Here is a 16,225-nt window from a genome sequence, read left to right on the forward strand (position 1 = left end):
AGGAGAGCATCAGTGCTGCTGGTCATGAAGCAGCACTGATTTGAAACGTATGGCTAATTTAGATTATCAGCAAGTTGCCACCGGCAAAGATCCTCGTGATTTTGACGAGTTCGAGCGTATCCGGGGCGAGATTAATAAGATGACCCACCCCTTGCATCCTCCGGTTGATTGGCCGCTGGTGCAGCAACTGGGCGTTGCGTTGTTTACTAAAAATGGCGTCGACTTACAAAGCGTAGTTTATTACTCAATGGCACGTACCCGTTTGAATGGATGGAATGGGTTTGCTGAAGGCTGCGAGCTGATGGCTGTTTTGATTGTGGTTCAGTGGGATATGTTTTGGCCAATGCCAACGGCAGCTCGAGCACGTAATGAAATACTGGATTGGTTCGCTGCAAGGGTTGGCGCTTTGGTACGACAGCTAACACGCTCGCCGGAAACCATGAGAGATGTTTTCCGTGCGGAATATGCGCTTAAACGCGTGAGTGACAAGCTGCAGTTGCATAAAGAAATCAATCCCATGCTGATCAACAGCCTGCTTTATTTCTTACAAGAGTGTGTAAAAGAGAGCAAAGCCGCGGCAACGTCAATGCAATCAGGGGAACCCCCGGTGGTTCTTCCTCTGGTGTATCTACCGCAGCAAGGTGATATCGCAAATGCGCCGTTTTCATCCCCTTCGGCAATGCAAAAAACCTCAGATACCCAGCAGGTTTTTACATCCATTCAGTCAATCAATACACAGAAGAAACGTTTTCCCTGGCTGCCCGTATTATCCGGCGCGGTTACCGGCTGTCTATTGACGCTCGCAGCCGTCTTTGGTTATCACGCTTGGCAGCCAGAAGACCCAGTTGCTCAGTTTTTATTAGCCGCTCAACCCTCGCCTGCGCTGATGTCTCTTAATCAGGCGCTGGTGCATGACGCTGATCTACAGCAGCAAGAACAGAAGGTTCTTAGGCTCTATCAAGAAAAACTTACGTCGATTGTAAACGCATCTCCAATTGAGCCATTGCAAAGAGGGCAGTCAATCAGCCAGTTGCTGCAAAGGGTTTATCCACAAAATAGCGTATCGACGCAATGGCAACAGCAATTGGAAAGCCTATCGGCGGCGGGGAAAGGTTCTGATTACGCGAAAACTCAGCAGGCGGTGCAGTCTCTGCTCGATGAATTACTTGAATCAGAGAAATTGCATCGCGGCTACATGACGATATCTAGCCTGAAAACGGGTCTGTACAACATTCAAAGCCAATTAAATGCGGCGCCGCCGGTGACGCATTTACTTACGCAATTAGAGCAGCAGAAACAACAAGGGATTAAGCCTTCTCCTGCTTTATTACACCAAATTGACGATCAGCTACGCGGCTTACAGGCGCGCTATCTGTTATTGCAAGCCGAAAAAGGAGATGGAACGCCAAACTAAACGTTACACAGAGCATGAGTACTTATATCTAGTGATAAAGACGAGGATGGGTCAATGAACAAGATAAAAGTGATAACACTGAGTTTGTTATTAGTATCGCTGGTGGGGGGATGTCAGGCAAAAAGTAGCGCCATACCTTCAGTTCAAGAGCAAATGAACGGTCTAGCCGATCTCATTGGTAGCGCCGCATTTTTACGCGATCGCTGCGGAGTGAGCGATATTCCAGCCAATAAGTCACTGAGCATGATTGCGGTGATGACGGGAATGGAAATGGGGTGGGATACGCGGGAATACTACCCTGATGGTAAATCCGACGACATGTATAACGCCACATTGGACCAAATGGGGCAAAAAGTTGAGCAAAGTTTGATGGCTGATAATCCAGATGTTGCTGGTACATGCCAATCGTTGGCTGGAAATCAGCATATTGCTGGGTTCGTAGCTCAAGCTAAAGCTCGAGGATAAGGAGGTCCATTATGGCCGACAACACGGGATTGCAGTTCACCTTTACGACGCAATCGCTGCCAGAAAAAACCTTTAGCGTAGTGAGCTTTGCGCTTAACGAGGGACTGTCTCAGATTTACTCTCTGGATGTTGAGCTGGCGAGCATAACCGCTGAGATTGCATTTAGCCGCGTGCTGGATGAATCTGGTGAATTGCAAATCTGGTACAACGGTGAGATAAAGCGACGGGTTAATGGGATTATTACTCGTTTCTCACATAGCGACACCGGTAACGAGCGTACTCGCTACAGCGTGACGTTACGGCCCCAGATGTGGCTACTTTCGCTTGACCAATCTTCACGTATTTTTCAGCAGCAGACGCCCCAGCAAATCATCACTACGCTGCTGCAAAAAGCCAATATCATCTCTTTCAACTTCCAATTGCGCTACGAACATCCGACGCGTGAGTATTGCGTGCAGTACCGTGAGTCTACGCTGGCCTTTATCGAGCGGTTGGCTGCGGAAGAAGGGATCTCGTGGTATTTCCATTTCGATAATGACAAGCAAGAAATCGTCTTTGTAGATGATTGTACCTTCTTGCCGATGGGAGAAACGCTGCCCTATAACCCGCATCAGCGGGGGCTGAGCGAAGGGGCTAGTATTCAACGATTTAGCTACGAAGAAAATGTGCGGCCTGCGCAGGTGCTGTTGAAAGATCACACCTTCAAAAATCCCGCTTGGGAAATGCTCTATCAGCAACACAGCAAATCTGACCATCAACGTAGCGAGATTCAGCACTACGACTATCCTGGCCGCTACAAAACGGATTTCAACGGGCAGGCCTATAGTGGCTATCGGCTTGATGCGCTGCGTCAGGATGCCATGCAGGCGCGTGGACGTTCAGATAGCCCTTCGTTGATGGGGGGGCAGTGCATCATCATGCAACAGCACCCGAACGAAGCGTTTAACCAACGTTGGCAGATTGTGTCGTTGCTGTGTGAGGGGCAACAGCCTGAATCGCAGAAGGAAGAAGCTGGTGTTAGTGGCACCTATCTGGAAAGTCAGATCGTCGTTATCCCCGATCGGCAAACTTGGCGCCCCATGCCAAACCCTCGTCCACGCGTTGATGGACCGCAAATTGCGGTAGTAGTTGGGCCTGAAAACGAGGAGATCTATTGCGACGAGGTGGGGCGAGTCAAAGTGCAGTTCCCGTGGGATTTGGAAGGGAAAGGCAACGAAACTAGCTCTTGTTGGATCCGCGTGGCGCAAAGTTGGGCAGGCAGTCGCTACGGTGCGATGTCGGTGCCACGTATTGGTCATGAAGTCATCGTCGATTTTCTTGAGGGGGATCCTGACCAACCGATTATTACCGGTCGTACCTACCACGTTGTCAACGTGCCGCCTCATGCACTACCGGTGCATAAAACACGCACCGTATTACGTACAGATACCCATAAAGGTGCGGGTTACAACGAGCTGTCGTTTGAGGATGAGCAAGATAAACAGCTGATCTACCTACATGCGCAAAAAGATCTGCAAACCGAAGTCAAAAACAACCAATACATCATGGTTGAACAAGACTGCTCGAAAATCATTAAACACGATCAGACCGAAGAGATCGGCAACGATAAAACCAGCGATGTCACTCATGATCACATTGAGCGTATTCATCACGATCAGATGATCAACGTGATGCATAACCAGCAGATCCAAGTTGATAACCAATATCTGTTCCACGTGTTAAATCAGCGCAAGGACCAAATGGGTGCGGATTTTACCGAGGAAATCGCGGGGGATCATCATCACACGGTAGCGGGTACCTACGAACTGCTAGCGAACAAGAAAGTGCTGATCAACACCAACGATTTGGTGTTGCAAGGTGCTCAAAGCGTGGTGTTGCAGGGGCCCGGAGGAAAAATTGTGATCGACAGCAGCGGCATCACACTGTCGTCGCCAATAGTCAATATCAAGGCGCTTACGCGGATTACCAGCGGTGGGGGGAATTCAATGTCGGCGCTGAGTGCAACGGCGATGAACGGCGATCCGCTATCAGAAATTTGTCCAATTTGCCTACAGTCACTGGAATAAGGAGAAGGATATGGGAGTACCTGTTGCATTAAAAGGGCACCAGCATGTTTGCCCATTACCTAAACATGTGGGGGGACCTATCAAGGAAGGTCATCCCGGGCTAACGGTGAACGGCATTCCGGTGGCGTTGGTTGGGCATCAATGTGAATGCAAAACCGGCGGGCCGGACATTATCGCCGTAGGCAACCCATTGTTAACGGTCAATGGCATCCCTGTGGCGGTTATGGGATCACAGACCATACACGGAGGCGTTGTAATTCAGGGCGATCCGGGGCTTATCATCGGCTAAGGACAGCATGGTGGAAAAGAAATATTGGTACTTAAACGAGCAGGATCATCAGGTTCTGCAAGCAGGGCGCGAGCAAACGCTTATCTGGAATGCGTTGCGTTCAGTGATGGCGATTAAAGATATGCCTCCGATCCCGCTTGGCGCGTCTGGGGAAGCATGGCTAACCCAAACGGTTGAGCAGGCTCGTCGTTATGACGTGATGAACTCTTACCATTTGCCGTTATGGCTAGAGATAGCGCATCGCGGTGGGGAAAACTTCTGGCAGCTTGAGGATGTGCAGGCCGTTTTGAACGCTGGTGCAATCAACGATGTGCGGATTAATACGTTGCTGCAAATGGCCGATTTAGAACAACGGCCAGTGGTAGAGACGCCCGCGCAACCGGTAGATTTCACGCAGCATGCGGTTTATCGCTGGTGTGAGGCAGGTTTACCGCTGTGGGCTCTTGTGGACGGTGCGTTTGATGCCGCGCCTCAGGGCTTTGCCTGCGGGCTGGACGTAGCACACTACTCGCTGTTCAACTCCGCCGATAGAGCACTGGAAAGCCATGGGCCGTGGCTGATTGCGGCGTGGATGAAACCACGCATGGTGCAATATCTGTTGTCGCGTCCGGCGTATGCCATCAACACGCTGTGGCTGGTGGCCGACGGCGAAGTTGAGGATATCGTAACCCACTTGCAAGGGTTGCTGTATGTCCGTCAGGGGGAAGGAGAAGGCGGTAGCCGCTTTCGTTTTCACGATCCGAGAGTATTTGCGACGTGGATTAATTCGTTAGCCCCCGAGCGGCTAGATGATTTCTTCGGTCCGGTACAGCGCTGGTTCAGCCCTGACCCCAATCCGCTGTGGTCTGCACAGCAGCTCCATGGCTACAGCCAAATGGACAACCAATTGGAACGTCGGATTATTGCGACGTATCCACCCTGCACAGGAGGTGATGCATGAGCGATCATGAATGTCGTGGTGATTGCCAGTGTAAAAAGGTGGTGATCCCGGTGATTTTTGTACCGGATATCATGGGCACGCGTCTGTTTAACCTATCGGAAGGTGACGTGGTATGGGATCCGATGGCGGGGATGGGCAGCTACCATACGCCGTTGGGCACCGCCGCCACCGATCTCAGTGGCATGATGAGCGATCCGTCAGGCAAGGTGACGTCGTCGCCGATGGTGCAAAAGCTATTGGATTTGCAAAAAAAACTCACCGCGCTGCATGGTGGGCTGATGGCATTGTATAAAACCAGTCAAAAAATCATGAAAGCACTGGGGATGGACAGCCTAGCGAAACGTTTGGAGCGTAATGCCACCGATGCAACCAGCAAGCTTAAAGAACAGCTGGCAGATGTGAACACCAAAATTGCCCACATCGAAAAAGAGATTAATAACGTTTTTGATGTCATGGGTAAAGCGGAAGATATTCTGCGTATCGGGCGTAATGTTTGGGGAGCGATCTCAGTATTAGAGTGGATGTTTTGCAATGCGTCTAAGCGCCGTGAACTGCTGGTAGGTCAACAAATTGGTCGTGATGATACGCTGTTGAAGATCGATCAAGATGCAACGAAAGGCAGTGCTGACACCGCGTACTTTAGCACCATGACATCGGTGCGGGTGCAGGACATCAATATGCGGTTTAAGCAGGGCTGGGGCGAGGTGTGCTGGAGCCAATACGGTGAGTTTTTGATGACGTTGCAACGCCATTTGGATGCACGATTCAACATTAAAGACGTGAGTGCTGCGGGGCAGTCCGGCAATATTCCCAAACCCACGCTGCCGACCGGTAAGGCGCTGAAGGATTTATTGGCAGCAATAGAATCGTTATTGGATTTTGGCAGTAAACCCGCCACGCCAGCGGCAGCGAGCCCTGCAGCGTCAACGGCAGCGGCGAGTCCGGCTGCGCCCGCAGCTACAGATGGAGACAAAAGCAAGGACAAAAGCAAAGAAAAAGATACGCCGGTTCCGTGGGGAGCTGATGCCAATTTTGCCAAGGTGATGGGGGGGTATGCATTTCCATTGCACGTAGTGGGGTATAACTGGATGCAGGGCTGTGCTGATGCGGCTCAACGCCTGACCACGCGTATCACTCAGATTATGGGTGAATATCAAACCGCAGGAACAAATGGCACTGATGGCACATGGCTGACCAAAAAACCGGTGGATCAAGTGATACTGGTTTCGCACGGTGCGGGTGGATTTGTGGTGCGGGCAATGTTGGCGGGGATGTCACCAGAGACGACGGGGAGCTCGGGGTCGTCTGGCGGATCTAGTTCTGCATCTGGCCAAGGAAGTTCTGGGGGAGGGGATTTTGATAATCACGATCCTAAACAGAATCCGGCAGGTGCAAGCGCGGACGAAAATGCATCGGGTGGAAATTTTGCTGGTATTCAGAAGACAACACCTTTTGATAAATCACTGCTGCTCAAGGCGGTGCATGTTGGGTTACCCACTAACGGTATGCCAGATATTTATTGCTGGTTCCGTGCAGGTATGCAAACGCCTGTTTCGGTGGACTGGAGCAAACCCGATGAGGCAATGAAAAATAAAACGTTAGCCTATATCAGTAACCAAGTGCTAGGGGCAGATGCAGCCGAAATCACCATGGTGCTGAGCTATAGCCAAAGTACTTTGGAGTGTTTGCCGAACAACAGCTATGCCAAAGGATGGTTATGCTACCAGCCGCCCTCTTTTTCTTTAGTGGAAGGAGAGAAAGCACCTGCTTCGGTGGCTATGGCTATTGAAGGGGATATTTATGCGGAATATCAAGCTCAGACTCATTGGTACAAATTGATTGATAAAGAGCTTCTTTGTAAGAAGACGTCTATGGTTAAGGACAATTGGAATGCAGTTCAGAGCCTCATAAGTAACGCTTCTGCATTTCATCAATCTATAAGTGGGAAGGGGCTAGAGGATACCCAACAGTTTAGTAGTCAAACAAGTAAGCCAACAACGCGTGACAAAGTCATTTGGCAGGCGCAGGGCATTACGCCCTTACCTCCGGCTGAGGACTGGGTCAAGTTCGGCTCTTCAATCGCTAGCTCAAACGGGTTACTGGCAGGTATCGATTCTTTGCTAGGAACGCATATATTCAGTTCGTTGGCCGATGAGGGAAAAGGTACGCTGTATCTGACATCGTCAAGGGCAGGTGGAGCTGTGCTACCCACCGAGTTTGTATTACAACCGGGCAGCGACGTGGGCGATGGTGTGCTACCTATTTCGGCAGCCGTCGGTGCAACACCGGTTAAAGAATGCAGTGAATATCACGACAGCCTGTATCAAGACGAAAAAATCCGAGCGGCGTTGTATATAACGCTGCAAACCGCCGCTTGGGAATATAATTCTAAACTTCCTAAAAAATAATTAAAGGGATTTATTATGCGCCGCTTATCGTGGTTATTACTTAGCACTTTGGTGCTGTCTGCTACTGGTTGTGGGCCACACTCACTTCATAAGGATGTTGCCATGAGTACTCAACTTAACACTCAAAAACACTGTTTTGGTCGTTATGAAATTGAATTGCCAAATTTTATGTATATGAAAAGTGGGAACTATTCATTTGAAAATTTTGATATTGAAATTACGAAGGCGGTTCGTAGCGACTATCCCGCGATAGAAAAGGATTGGGCTAACTATATTAATGGAAAAATAGCTATGGACGGTAAATATAATGTTGGTAGCCGGATTGTACATAAGAGTATGGACTCTAACCCTAGAGTAATACTTGAATACTCTAATACAGAAAAAAACCCTGATATTGGCATGAGTTCCTTATACCGTTTTCATCCATATTATCTGAAGTCCTTTCCTGAACGCAAAGAGTGGATATTGACAACGGGAAGGACAATTGAAATTCCTCGACCACAGCCTGCTGATAAACTTGATAGGGAATTGCAAAATCAGATGAGTGCTCAAATGCGTGACGTAGCCAAAATTGCTTACCATAAGTATCCTCATTATGAGCAAGGTTACTGCCTAGATGACGAATATCAATATTATCCAGGAAGGTTAGAAAAAAGAGATGACTACACCATCATCTGGCGTGGCACCACGGGAAGTGCCGATACGCATAGTCGCATTACGCTTAATTTAGAAAGCTTGAATAAGGATGAGCAGTCGGTCTTGGATAGCCGTATTTCTAAGGGAAAATTATTGAGAACGTTCTTCTCTAGCACCACGGTTGTGGTGGGTGGCATTAAAGGTGAATTGTATGTCAGTCACGCTAAACTTAACCCAACGGCGCGTGAGTTCCAGTGGTTACCCAGTGGTACGGAGTTAGGCAACCGTTTAAAACCACTGATTATGATCGATGGCCGAATCGATACCCACGATTTCCCTGCCGAATATCGCGATAAAATCAGCGGTGAAGAGATGATCCTGTGGATATTGGAAAGCATAAAAATGCGTACCGGTGGTGACGAAGATATTTTGTCCCATCGATAATTGATATCTTGAATATTAACGCCATACGTATAAACGTGTGGCGTTATGTCATATGATCATTTTCCAATCGTTTATATTGTTTCAATCAAATAAAAAGTTAGTCTTTATTACCTCATTCACTAATGAGTTTGTTGCTGAGTCAGGATAGAATCATGTTTAGTGGGGGAATATATAGAAAAATACGGCTCAGTGATATGTCAATGAATATTAGTTAAGTGATATACATGGTATTGCCGGAGTGAATAAATATTTCAATCTAATGACTCTCGCTGAAGTCGTTGGTTGGCACAGAACGCAACGCCGATTGAAAAATGCAGTGAATATCACGACAACCTGTATCAAGACGAAAAAATCCGTGCGGCGTTGTATAAAGAACTGCAAACAGCTGCCTGGAGTTACAATGCTAACCCTCCTGCTCCTAAAAAATAATCAAAGGGATTTACTATGCGCCGTTTATCGTGGTTATTACTTGGTTCTTTGGTGCTGTCAGCTACTGGCTGCGGGCCACACTCACTTCATAAGGATGTTGCCATGAGTACTCAACTCCCCACCCAAAAACACTGTTTTGGTCGTTATGAAATTGAATTACCTAATTTTATTTATATGAAAAGCGGAGCTTATTCATTTGAAAATTTTGATATTGAAATTACAAAGGCGGTTCGTAGTGACTATTCCTCGATAGAAAAAGATTGGAGGGCATATATTAATGGGAAAATTGCCCCAGACGCGAAAGTAGATGGAATATGGAAAGGTAGTAAGTTAATTATAGAAGATATGCAGCGTAACCCTCGGGTAATGGTTGAGTATCTAAACACTTCTGCAAGCCCAGATACTGATTTAAGCTCAATGTATGTTTTCAAACCCTATTATTTGCTTAGTGTCAAGGATAGACGTGAGTGGATACTCGCAACGGGAACTTGGATTAATGCTCCTCGAACCATGGGGGAAGGAAATGCGCAATCTGAAGTGAAAAGTAAAATAAATGCGCAAGCTGGTGATATAGCCAAAATTGCCTACCACAAATACCCACACTATGAGCAAGGCTACTGTTTAAATGACGAATATCAATATTATCCAGGAAGATTGGAAAAACGCGATGATTACAATATTAGCTTTTCAGGAATCGTTGGAGAAAAGTATACATTTAGTTTTATAAATATTAGCGTGCAGAGCTTGAATAAAGACGAGCAGTCCGTTTTGGATAGCCGTACTTCGAAAGGTAAGCTATTGAGAACCTTCTTCCCAAGCACCACCGTTGTGGTAGGGGGGATTAAGGGGGAGCTCTATATCAGCCATGATAAACTCAACCCGACTGGGCGAGAGTTCCAGTGGTTACCCAGTGGTACTGAGTTAGGTGATCGTCTAAAACCGTTGATTATGATTGATGGCGAAATCGATACGCGAGATTTCCCTGCCGAATATCGCGATAAAATCAGCGGTGAAGAGATGATCCTGTGGATATTGGAAAGCATAAAAATGCGTACCGGTGGTGACGAAGATATTTTGTCTCATCGATAATTGATATCTTGAATATTAACGCCATACGTATAAACGTGTGGCGTTATGTCATATGATCATTTTCCAATCGTTTATATTCTTTCAATCAAATAAAAAGTTAGTCTTTATTACCTCATTCACTAATGAGTTTGTTGCTGAGTCAGGATAGAATCATGTTTAGTGGGGGAATATATAGAGAAATACGGCTCAGTGATATGTCAATGAATATTAGTTAAGTGATATACATGGTATTGCCGGAGTGAATAAATATTTCAATCTAATGACTCTCGCTGAAGTCGTTGGTTGGCACAGAACGCAACGCCGGTTAAAGAATGCAGTGAATATCACGATAGCCTGTATCAAGACGAAAAAATCCGTGCGGCGCTGTATAAACAACTGCAAACAGCTGCTTGGAGTTACAATGCTAACCCTCCTGCTCCTAAAAAATAATCAAAGGGATTTATTATGCGCCGTTTATCGTGGTTATTACTTGGCACTTTGGTGCTGTCTACTACTGGCTGTGGGCCACACTCACTTCATAAGGATGTTGCCATGAGTACTCAACTCCCCACTCAAAAACACTGTTTTGGCCGTTATGAAATTGAATTACCCAATTTTATTTATATGAAAAGTGGGAGTTATTCGTTTGAAAATTTTGATATTGAGATTGTTACGGCATTAAAAGCTGAGCGCCCAACGATAGAAAAAGATTGGGTGAACTATATCAATGGTAAGGTTGCGAAGGATATTGCAATGTCTCCGGGCAGTAAAATCATTCATCAGAATATGGAAAACAACCCAAGAATGATGTTGGAGTATATAGAGACATCAAAGGAAATAAATGAGAGGTTGAATTCTATTTATATGCTCCAATCTTATTTCCTAAAATCCTTTCCTGAAAGAAAGGAGTGGATTCTAGCAACAGGTAGTTCTATTGAGATTCCTCGTCCACAACCATCGGATAAGCTTGATGCTGAAATACTGAAGCAAGTTAATGCCCAATCTCGTGATATTGCAAAAATTGCCTATCATAAGTACCCTCACTATGAACAAGGCTACTGCCTAGATAACGAATATCAATATTATCCTGGACGGTTGGAAAAGCGCGATAATTATAGTATTGAACTTGCCGGAATTATTAATGATAAATACACATCTAGTTATATTACGATTGACGTTAAAAGTCTAAATAAAGATGAGCAGTCCGTTTTGGATAGCCGTACTTCGAAAGGTAAGCTATTGAGAACCTTCTTCCCAAGCACCACCGTTGTGGTAGGGGGGATTAAGGGGGAGCTCTATATCAGCCATGATAAACTCAACCCGACTGGGCGAGAGTTCCAGTGGTTACCCAGTGGTACTGAGTTAGGTGATCGTCTAAAACCGTTGATTATGATTGATGGAGAAATCGATACGCGAGATTTCCCTGCCGAATATCGCGATAAAATCAGCGGTGAAGAGATGATCCTGTGGATATTGGAAAGCATAAAAATGCGTACCGGTGGTGACGAAGATATTTTGTCTCATCGATAATTGATATCTTGAATATTAACGCCATACGTATAAACGTGTGGCGACACTAATTAAATAGAAATTATCATATATGTATTTTTAATGTTTTAACTAAGGCTGCTATTTTGTAGGTTGTGAATGAGTTTACCGAAGAATAATTATATTAATGACTGTATCGCTATAGCGAAATTGATAGCTATTGAATTTTACGATGTTACTAAATGCCACACGTTTAAGCGTGTGGCATTTTTTTTGCATAAACAATCGAATTCATGAAACCAACATGTTTGTAGTACGGATAGACATCTTAGCTGTCGGTAATGAAGTGTCGCACGTGCTTGTTACGTGGTTCACTAAACCCTAACTTTATAAGGCGAGTACTGTTATGAGTGGTTATAACGAGGTTTTATCAAGAAATACGGAAAATGCACCGAAAAATACAGGGATATATTCACAAACTGTCGCTTTTTCTCATTATAATAATTTCTCGGCCCAGCTACCTATCGATCCAAAATCGGGGAAAATGGTTTTTGGTGGTGCAAAAGAGCAGGCTGAACAGTGCTTTAAAAATATCAAGGCAATTACTGAAAGCATCAATCATGATATGAGTGATGTTGTTAGAATTACTATTTTTGTCAAAAATATTAAAGATGTGGATGCGGTAAGCTTAGTTTATAAATCATTTTTCCCAACCTATGTCCCTGCTCTGACGGTTGTTGCGGTCAATGCTTTGCCTATGAATGCTTTAGTACAGGTTGAGGCTCTGCTTTCAAACGGCGAAGGTACAATTCCCAATGCACCGCAGTCTGGTGACCTAATTAAACTTACCAATAACACGATAAATGCGCCAATAAGCTCTTTATCTAACCAAACGGTCTCCTTTTCTCATTATAATAATCTCTCAGCGCAATTACCTATCAATCCGATAACGGGTAGAGTGGTTGAGGGGGGAATAAAAGAGCAGACTAAACAATGCCTAAAGAATATTAAGGCCATCATAGAAAGTATTGACGTTCCATTTGACGATATTGTGAAGGTTAATGTTTTCCTAAAAAATCTCTCAGACATTGATGCTGTGAATGACGTCTATACTACATTTTTCCCAGATTCCGCCATTGCTAGGACCATAGCTTATGTTCCTGCACGCACGGTAATTGCTGCATCAGCTTTGCCTATGGACGCGCTGGTTCAGATTGAAGCCGTGGTGTCACACGGAGATGGAACCCCACCTCAGGCTGTTGAAGACAGACACGGGCTTATCATCGAACCGCATAATACGGTGAATGCGCCTAAATGCGCTCTATCTACACAGACTGTCGCTTTTTCTCATTACAATCATCTCTCGGCTCAATTACCGATAGATCCGAAATCCAATAAATTGGTCGCGGGTGGCATAAAAGAGCAGACAGTACAGTGCCTTAAAAATATTAAGGCAATTATAGAAAGCGTTGAGCATGTCATGGGAGATGTCGTTAAAGTAAATATCTTCCTCAAAAATATTGCAGATATAGATGCAGTAGACGAAGTTTGCGCAACGTTCTTTCCCGGCGGTATTCCTGCTCGACGGATCGTAGGGGTTTCCGCGCTGCCTAAGGATGCATTGATCCAAATCGATGTCGTAGCAGCCAATGCTGAAGGGACGCCGCCACAAGCATAGTGTTTTCTACCGCTGATTCTTATTGATGGCGAAATCGTCGCGAATAAAATCAGCGGTGAAAGAAACATAGAGTCTGTGTTCTGTAGTTAATTATTCTAACTATCTTTTGTTTTAAGTGATGAATGACTGAGATAGAAAATTTTTTCTAAGTTGTGTTTGCGCTATTTATATTTCCTTACATTTACCAAGGTAATTGGCAGCTATTTTCTAAACTGGGCTGATAGCATCAAAAACAGAAAAAAGGGAGCGCCTCTCTTTATTCTATCAAGGATTATTCATCCCAATAGTTAGTTAGACTTTATAAGGATATTGCAATGCCAACTCCATGTTATATTGCCATTCAAGGCAAAACTCAGGGTAACATTACTTCTGGTGCGTTCACCTCTGATTCTGTAGGTAACATCTACGTGCAGGGCCATGAAGATCAGATGTTGGTGCAGGAATTTGAACACATTGTGACAGTGCCTACCGATCCACAGTCTGGTCAGCCTTCAGGCCAGCGTGTTCATAAGCCATTTCGTTTCACCGTTGCATTGAACAAAGCCGTACCTTTGCTGTACAACGCATTGGCATCCGGTGAAATGTTGCCGAAAGTTGAGCTGAAGTGGTACCGCACCTCGATTGAAGGTAAACAGGAACACTTCTTCTCAACTATTTTGGATGATGCGACTATCGTTGATATCGATTGCCACATGCCGCATTGCCAAGATGCTGTGAAAGCAGAATTTACCCAGTTAGTTAAAGTATCTTTGGCTTACCGTAAAATTACTTGGGAACACACTGTTTCAGGGACTTCAGGTGCTGATGACTGGCGTGTGCCAAGCGAGTCTTAATTTCGATTCGCGAAAGCTCATTTTGTGCGATGAGATAAAAAGAACAAAGCTACCGAAAGGTAGCTTTGTTTATTGGGTAACGCGGTTAGTTTTGCAGCCAGTTCTGGATTTGATCAACGATGCCTTGGGCATCAAGCTGAATTTCGTGCAATGCTTCTTCCTGCGTCCCCTGAGGGATAAAACGATCTGGCAACCCCAGATTGAGGACTGGCACCATTTTGCGTTTGGACATCAGGAGTTCGTTAACGCCGCTGCCTGCGCCACCGATAATTGCATTTTCTTCCAGAGTCACTAGCGCATCGTGAGTGGCGGCAAGTTCTAAGATCAAGGCTTCGTCCAGCGGTTTCACAAAGCGCATATCGGCTACGGTAGCATTTAATTGCTCCGCGGCCGTTAAGGCATCTGGCATCAGCGTCCCAAAGTTTAGAATCGCAATTTTCTCGCCTTTACGGCGTACGACGCCTTTACCGATCGGTAAGCTGGCGAGAGGCTCTAACGTCGCGCCGGTGCCTGAACCACGAGGATAACGCACCGCCGTTGGTCCGGCCTGATACTGATGACCGGTATGCAGCATTTGGCGGCATTCGTTTTCATCGCTTGGTGTCATGATGACTAAGTTAGGAATGCATCGCAGGAACGAAATATCAAAAGCGCCCTGATGCGTTTGTCCATCTGCACCAACAATGCCCGCCCGATCTATTGCAAACATGACCGGCAGTTTTTGCATGGCTACGTCGTGAATGACCTGATCGTAAGCACGTTGTAAGAAGGTTGAGTAAATTGCCACCACCGGCTTATAGCCGCCAATTGCTAATCCGGCGGCAAATGTCACCGCATGTTGTTCTGCAATTGCGACATCAAAATATTGTTGCGGATATTCTTTGGAGAAACGCACCATGCCAGAGCCTTCACGCATGGCTGGCGTAACGGCCATCAGTTTGTTGTCATCAAGCGCGGTTTCACACAACCAGTCACCAAAAATTTTGGAGTACGTTGGTAATCCACCGGAGCTTTTCGGCAAAGTGCCGCTGGCAGGATCGAATTTAGGAACCGCATGCCAACTGATCGGATCTTTTTCGGCTGGCGCATAGCCTTTGCCTTTTTTCGTCATAATGTGCAGTAACTGAGGGCCTTTCAGGTCGCGCATATTTTTTAGCGTCGCGGCTAGGGCCTGCACATCATGTCCATCAACGGGGCCAATATAGTTAAAGCCCAGCTCTTCAAATAAGGTCCCTGGAACGACCATCCCTTTCAGATGCTCTTCGGTGCGTTTCACCAACTCTTTAATCGGCGGCAGGCCAGACAGAACCTTTTTTCCACCTTCACGCAGGCTGGAATAAAGTTTGCCGGAAAGCAACTGCGCTAAGTGATTATTCAACGCGCCCACATTTTCAGAGATCGACATTTCATTGTCATTTAAGACAACAAGCATGTCGGCTTTGATATCACCCGCATGGTTCATGGCTTCAAACGCCATACCTGCCGTGATAGCTCCGTCGCCAATAACACATACGGTACGGCGATTTTTCCCTTCTCGTTCAGCAGCCACGGCCATACCCAAGCCAGCACTGATGGAAGTGGAAGAGTGACCTACGCTCAGCACATCGTATTCGCTTTCATCGCGCCACGGGAACGGATGTAAACCGCCTTTTTGGCGGATAGTTGCAATACGGTCACGGCGCCCCGTCAGAATTTTGTGTGGGTATGCTTGATGGCCGACATCCCAAATCAACGAGTCAAACGGGGTGTTATAAACATAGTGCAGCGCAACGGTTAGTTCGACGGTCCCAAGACCGGAAGCAAAGTGTCCGCTGGAGCGGCTAACGCTATTGAGCAGATACTGACGAAGTTCGTCACACAGCTTTGGCAGGCTTTCTTTCGGTAGCAGGCGTAGATCGTTAGGATCGTCAACCAGCGCGAGTGTCGGGTATTTGGCTATATCAAAACTCATTAGCGGCTCATGTCTGAAATTCGTTCTGCGATATATGCCCAGCATACTTGAAGCTACATCGGTGTTAGCAACACATTTACCCGATATTCTGACCTAAGTCAGTTCAAAGGGGGTTA

Annotated in this window: 14 protein-coding genes; 13 read left to right on the forward strand and 1 reads right to left on the reverse strand. The window is 46.2% G+C overall.

Translation table 11 applies throughout. The annotated features are described in order from the left end of the window. Nucleotides 1-49 precede the first annotated feature (49 nt). The 13 genes from M988_RS05080 (at nucleotide 50) to M988_RS05130 (ending at nucleotide 14,158) form a co-directional block, all read left to right on the forward strand. Nucleotides 50-1,414, forward strand: a complete 1,365-nt coding sequence (locus tag M988_RS05080) for a VasL domain-containing protein (protein ID WP_064573129.1) — start codon at nucleotides 50-52, stop codon at nucleotides 1,412-1,414. Between the two features lie 54 nt (nucleotides 1,415-1,468). Continuing rightward, nucleotides 1,469-1,879: a molecular chaperone gene (locus M988_RS05085; RefSeq protein ID WP_064573131.1), complete on the forward strand. Its 411-nt coding sequence runs from the start codon at nucleotides 1,469-1,471 to the stop codon at nucleotides 1,877-1,879. A gap of 11 nt (nucleotides 1,880-1,890) precedes the next feature. After that, nucleotides 1,891-3,945 carry a type VI secretion system tip protein TssI/VgrG gene (gene tssI, locus M988_RS05090; RefSeq protein ID WP_064573133.1) on the forward strand — a complete coding sequence of 685 codons (2,055 nt, stop codon included), beginning with the start codon at nucleotides 1,891-1,893 and terminating at the stop codon, nucleotides 3,943-3,945. Between the two features lie 10 nt (nucleotides 3,946-3,955). Next, the gene (locus M988_RS05095; RefSeq protein ID WP_064573135.1) at nucleotides 3,956-4,234 is read left to right on the forward strand and encodes a PAAR domain-containing protein; all 279 of its coding nucleotides are present in this window, start codon (nucleotides 3,956-3,958) and stop codon (nucleotides 4,232-4,234) included. A gap of 7 nt (nucleotides 4,235-4,241) precedes the next feature. Further along, nucleotides 4,242-5,174, forward strand: a complete 933-nt coding sequence (locus M988_RS05100) for a DUF4123 domain-containing protein (RefSeq protein WP_064573136.1) — start codon at nucleotides 4,242-4,244, stop codon at nucleotides 5,172-5,174. After that, on the forward strand, nucleotides 5,171-7,582 hold the full coding sequence (locus M988_RS05105) for a hypothetical protein (protein ID WP_064573138.1): 2,412 nt from the start codon (nucleotides 5,171-5,173) through the stop codon (nucleotides 7,580-7,582). The genes M988_RS05100 and M988_RS05105 overlap by 4 nt, the downstream gene beginning before the upstream one ends. A 102-nt stretch (nucleotides 7,583-7,684) precedes the next feature. Beyond that, on the forward strand, nucleotides 7,685-8,662 hold the full coding sequence (locus M988_RS05110) for a hypothetical protein (RefSeq protein WP_248846492.1): 978 nt from the start codon (nucleotides 7,685-7,687) through the stop codon (nucleotides 8,660-8,662). A gap of 282 nt (nucleotides 8,663-8,944) precedes the next feature. Beyond that, a complete protein-coding gene (locus tag M988_RS22795) occupies nucleotides 8,945-9,091 on the forward strand; it encodes a hypothetical protein (protein WP_156518154.1) in 147 nt (48 codons plus the stop codon). 102 nt (nucleotides 9,092-9,193) lie between these two features. Beyond that, nucleotides 9,194-10,180, forward strand: coding sequence for a hypothetical protein (locus M988_RS05115; protein WP_248846493.1), 987 nt, complete (start codon nucleotides 9,194-9,196; stop codon nucleotides 10,178-10,180). A gap of 282 nt (nucleotides 10,181-10,462) precedes the next feature. Next, a complete protein-coding gene (locus M988_RS22800; protein WP_156518155.1) occupies nucleotides 10,463-10,609 on the forward strand; it encodes a hypothetical protein in 147 nt (48 codons plus the stop codon). 102 nt (nucleotides 10,610-10,711) lie between these two features. Then, the gene (locus tag M988_RS05120; RefSeq protein WP_248846494.1) at nucleotides 10,712-11,689 is read left to right on the forward strand and encodes a hypothetical protein; all 978 of its coding nucleotides are present in this window, start codon (nucleotides 10,712-10,714) and stop codon (nucleotides 11,687-11,689) included. Nucleotides 11,690-12,053: 364 nt separating this feature from the next. Then, nucleotides 12,054-13,325 (forward strand): RidA family protein, encoded by a 1,272-nt coding sequence (locus tag M988_RS05125; RefSeq protein ID WP_008814287.1) that lies wholly within the window; start codon nucleotides 12,054-12,056, stop codon nucleotides 13,323-13,325. Nucleotides 13,326-13,639: 314 nt separating this feature from the next. Continuing rightward, a complete protein-coding gene (locus M988_RS05130) occupies nucleotides 13,640-14,158 on the forward strand; it encodes an Hcp family type VI secretion system effector (protein ID WP_008814286.1) in 519 nt (172 codons plus the stop codon). Nucleotides 14,159-14,243: 85 nt separating this feature from the next. On the opposite strand, the gene dxs is transcribed toward M988_RS05130, so the two are convergent. Beyond that, nucleotides 14,244-16,109 (reverse strand): 1-deoxy-D-xylulose-5-phosphate synthase, encoded by a 1,866-nt coding sequence (gene dxs / locus M988_RS05135; RefSeq protein WP_008814285.1) that lies wholly within the window; start codon nucleotides 16,107-16,109, stop codon nucleotides 14,244-14,246. Between the last annotated feature and the right edge of the window lie 116 nt (nucleotides 16,110-16,225).

The organism is Hafnia paralvei ATCC 29927, assembly GCF_001655005.1.
Taxonomy (GTDB): domain Bacteria; phylum Pseudomonadota; class Gammaproteobacteria; order Enterobacterales; family Enterobacteriaceae; genus Hafnia; species Hafnia paralvei.

Bases quoted from the DNA above. Each gene is read 5' to 3' on its own strand.
- M988_RS05080 (WP_064573129.1), top strand. From the start codon at position 50: ATGGCTAATTTAGATTATCAGCAAGTTGCCACCGGCAAAGATCCTCGT.
- M988_RS05085 (WP_064573131.1), top strand. From the start codon at position 1,469: ATGAACAAGATAAAAGTGATAACACTGAGTTTGTTATTAGTATCGCTG.
- tssI (WP_064573133.1), top strand. From the start codon at position 1,891: ATGGCCGACAACACGGGATTGCAGTTCACCTTTACGACGCAATCGCTG.
- M988_RS05095 (WP_064573135.1), top strand. From the start codon at position 3,956: ATGGGAGTACCTGTTGCATTAAAAGGGCACCAGCATGTTTGCCCATTA.
- M988_RS05100 (WP_064573136.1), top strand. From the start codon at position 4,242: ATGGTGGAAAAGAAATATTGGTACTTAAACGAGCAGGATCATCAGGTT.
- M988_RS05105 (WP_064573138.1), top strand. From the start codon at position 5,171: ATGAGCGATCATGAATGTCGTGGTGATTGCCAGTGTAAAAAGGTGGTG.
- M988_RS05110 (WP_248846492.1), top strand. From the start codon at position 7,685: ATGAGTACTCAACTTAACACTCAAAAACACTGTTTTGGTCGTTATGAA.
- M988_RS05115 (WP_248846493.1), top strand. From the start codon at position 9,194: ATGAGTACTCAACTCCCCACCCAAAAACACTGTTTTGGTCGTTATGAA.
- M988_RS05120 (WP_248846494.1), top strand. From the start codon at position 10,712: ATGAGTACTCAACTCCCCACTCAAAAACACTGTTTTGGCCGTTATGAA.
- M988_RS05125 (WP_008814287.1), top strand. From the start codon at position 12,054: ATGAGTGGTTATAACGAGGTTTTATCAAGAAATACGGAAAATGCACCG.
- M988_RS05130 (WP_008814286.1), top strand. From the start codon at position 13,640: ATGCCAACTCCATGTTATATTGCCATTCAAGGCAAAACTCAGGGTAAC.
- dxs (WP_008814285.1), bottom strand. From the start codon at position 16,109: ATGAGTTTTGATATAGCCAAATACCCGACACTCGCGCTGGTTGACGAT.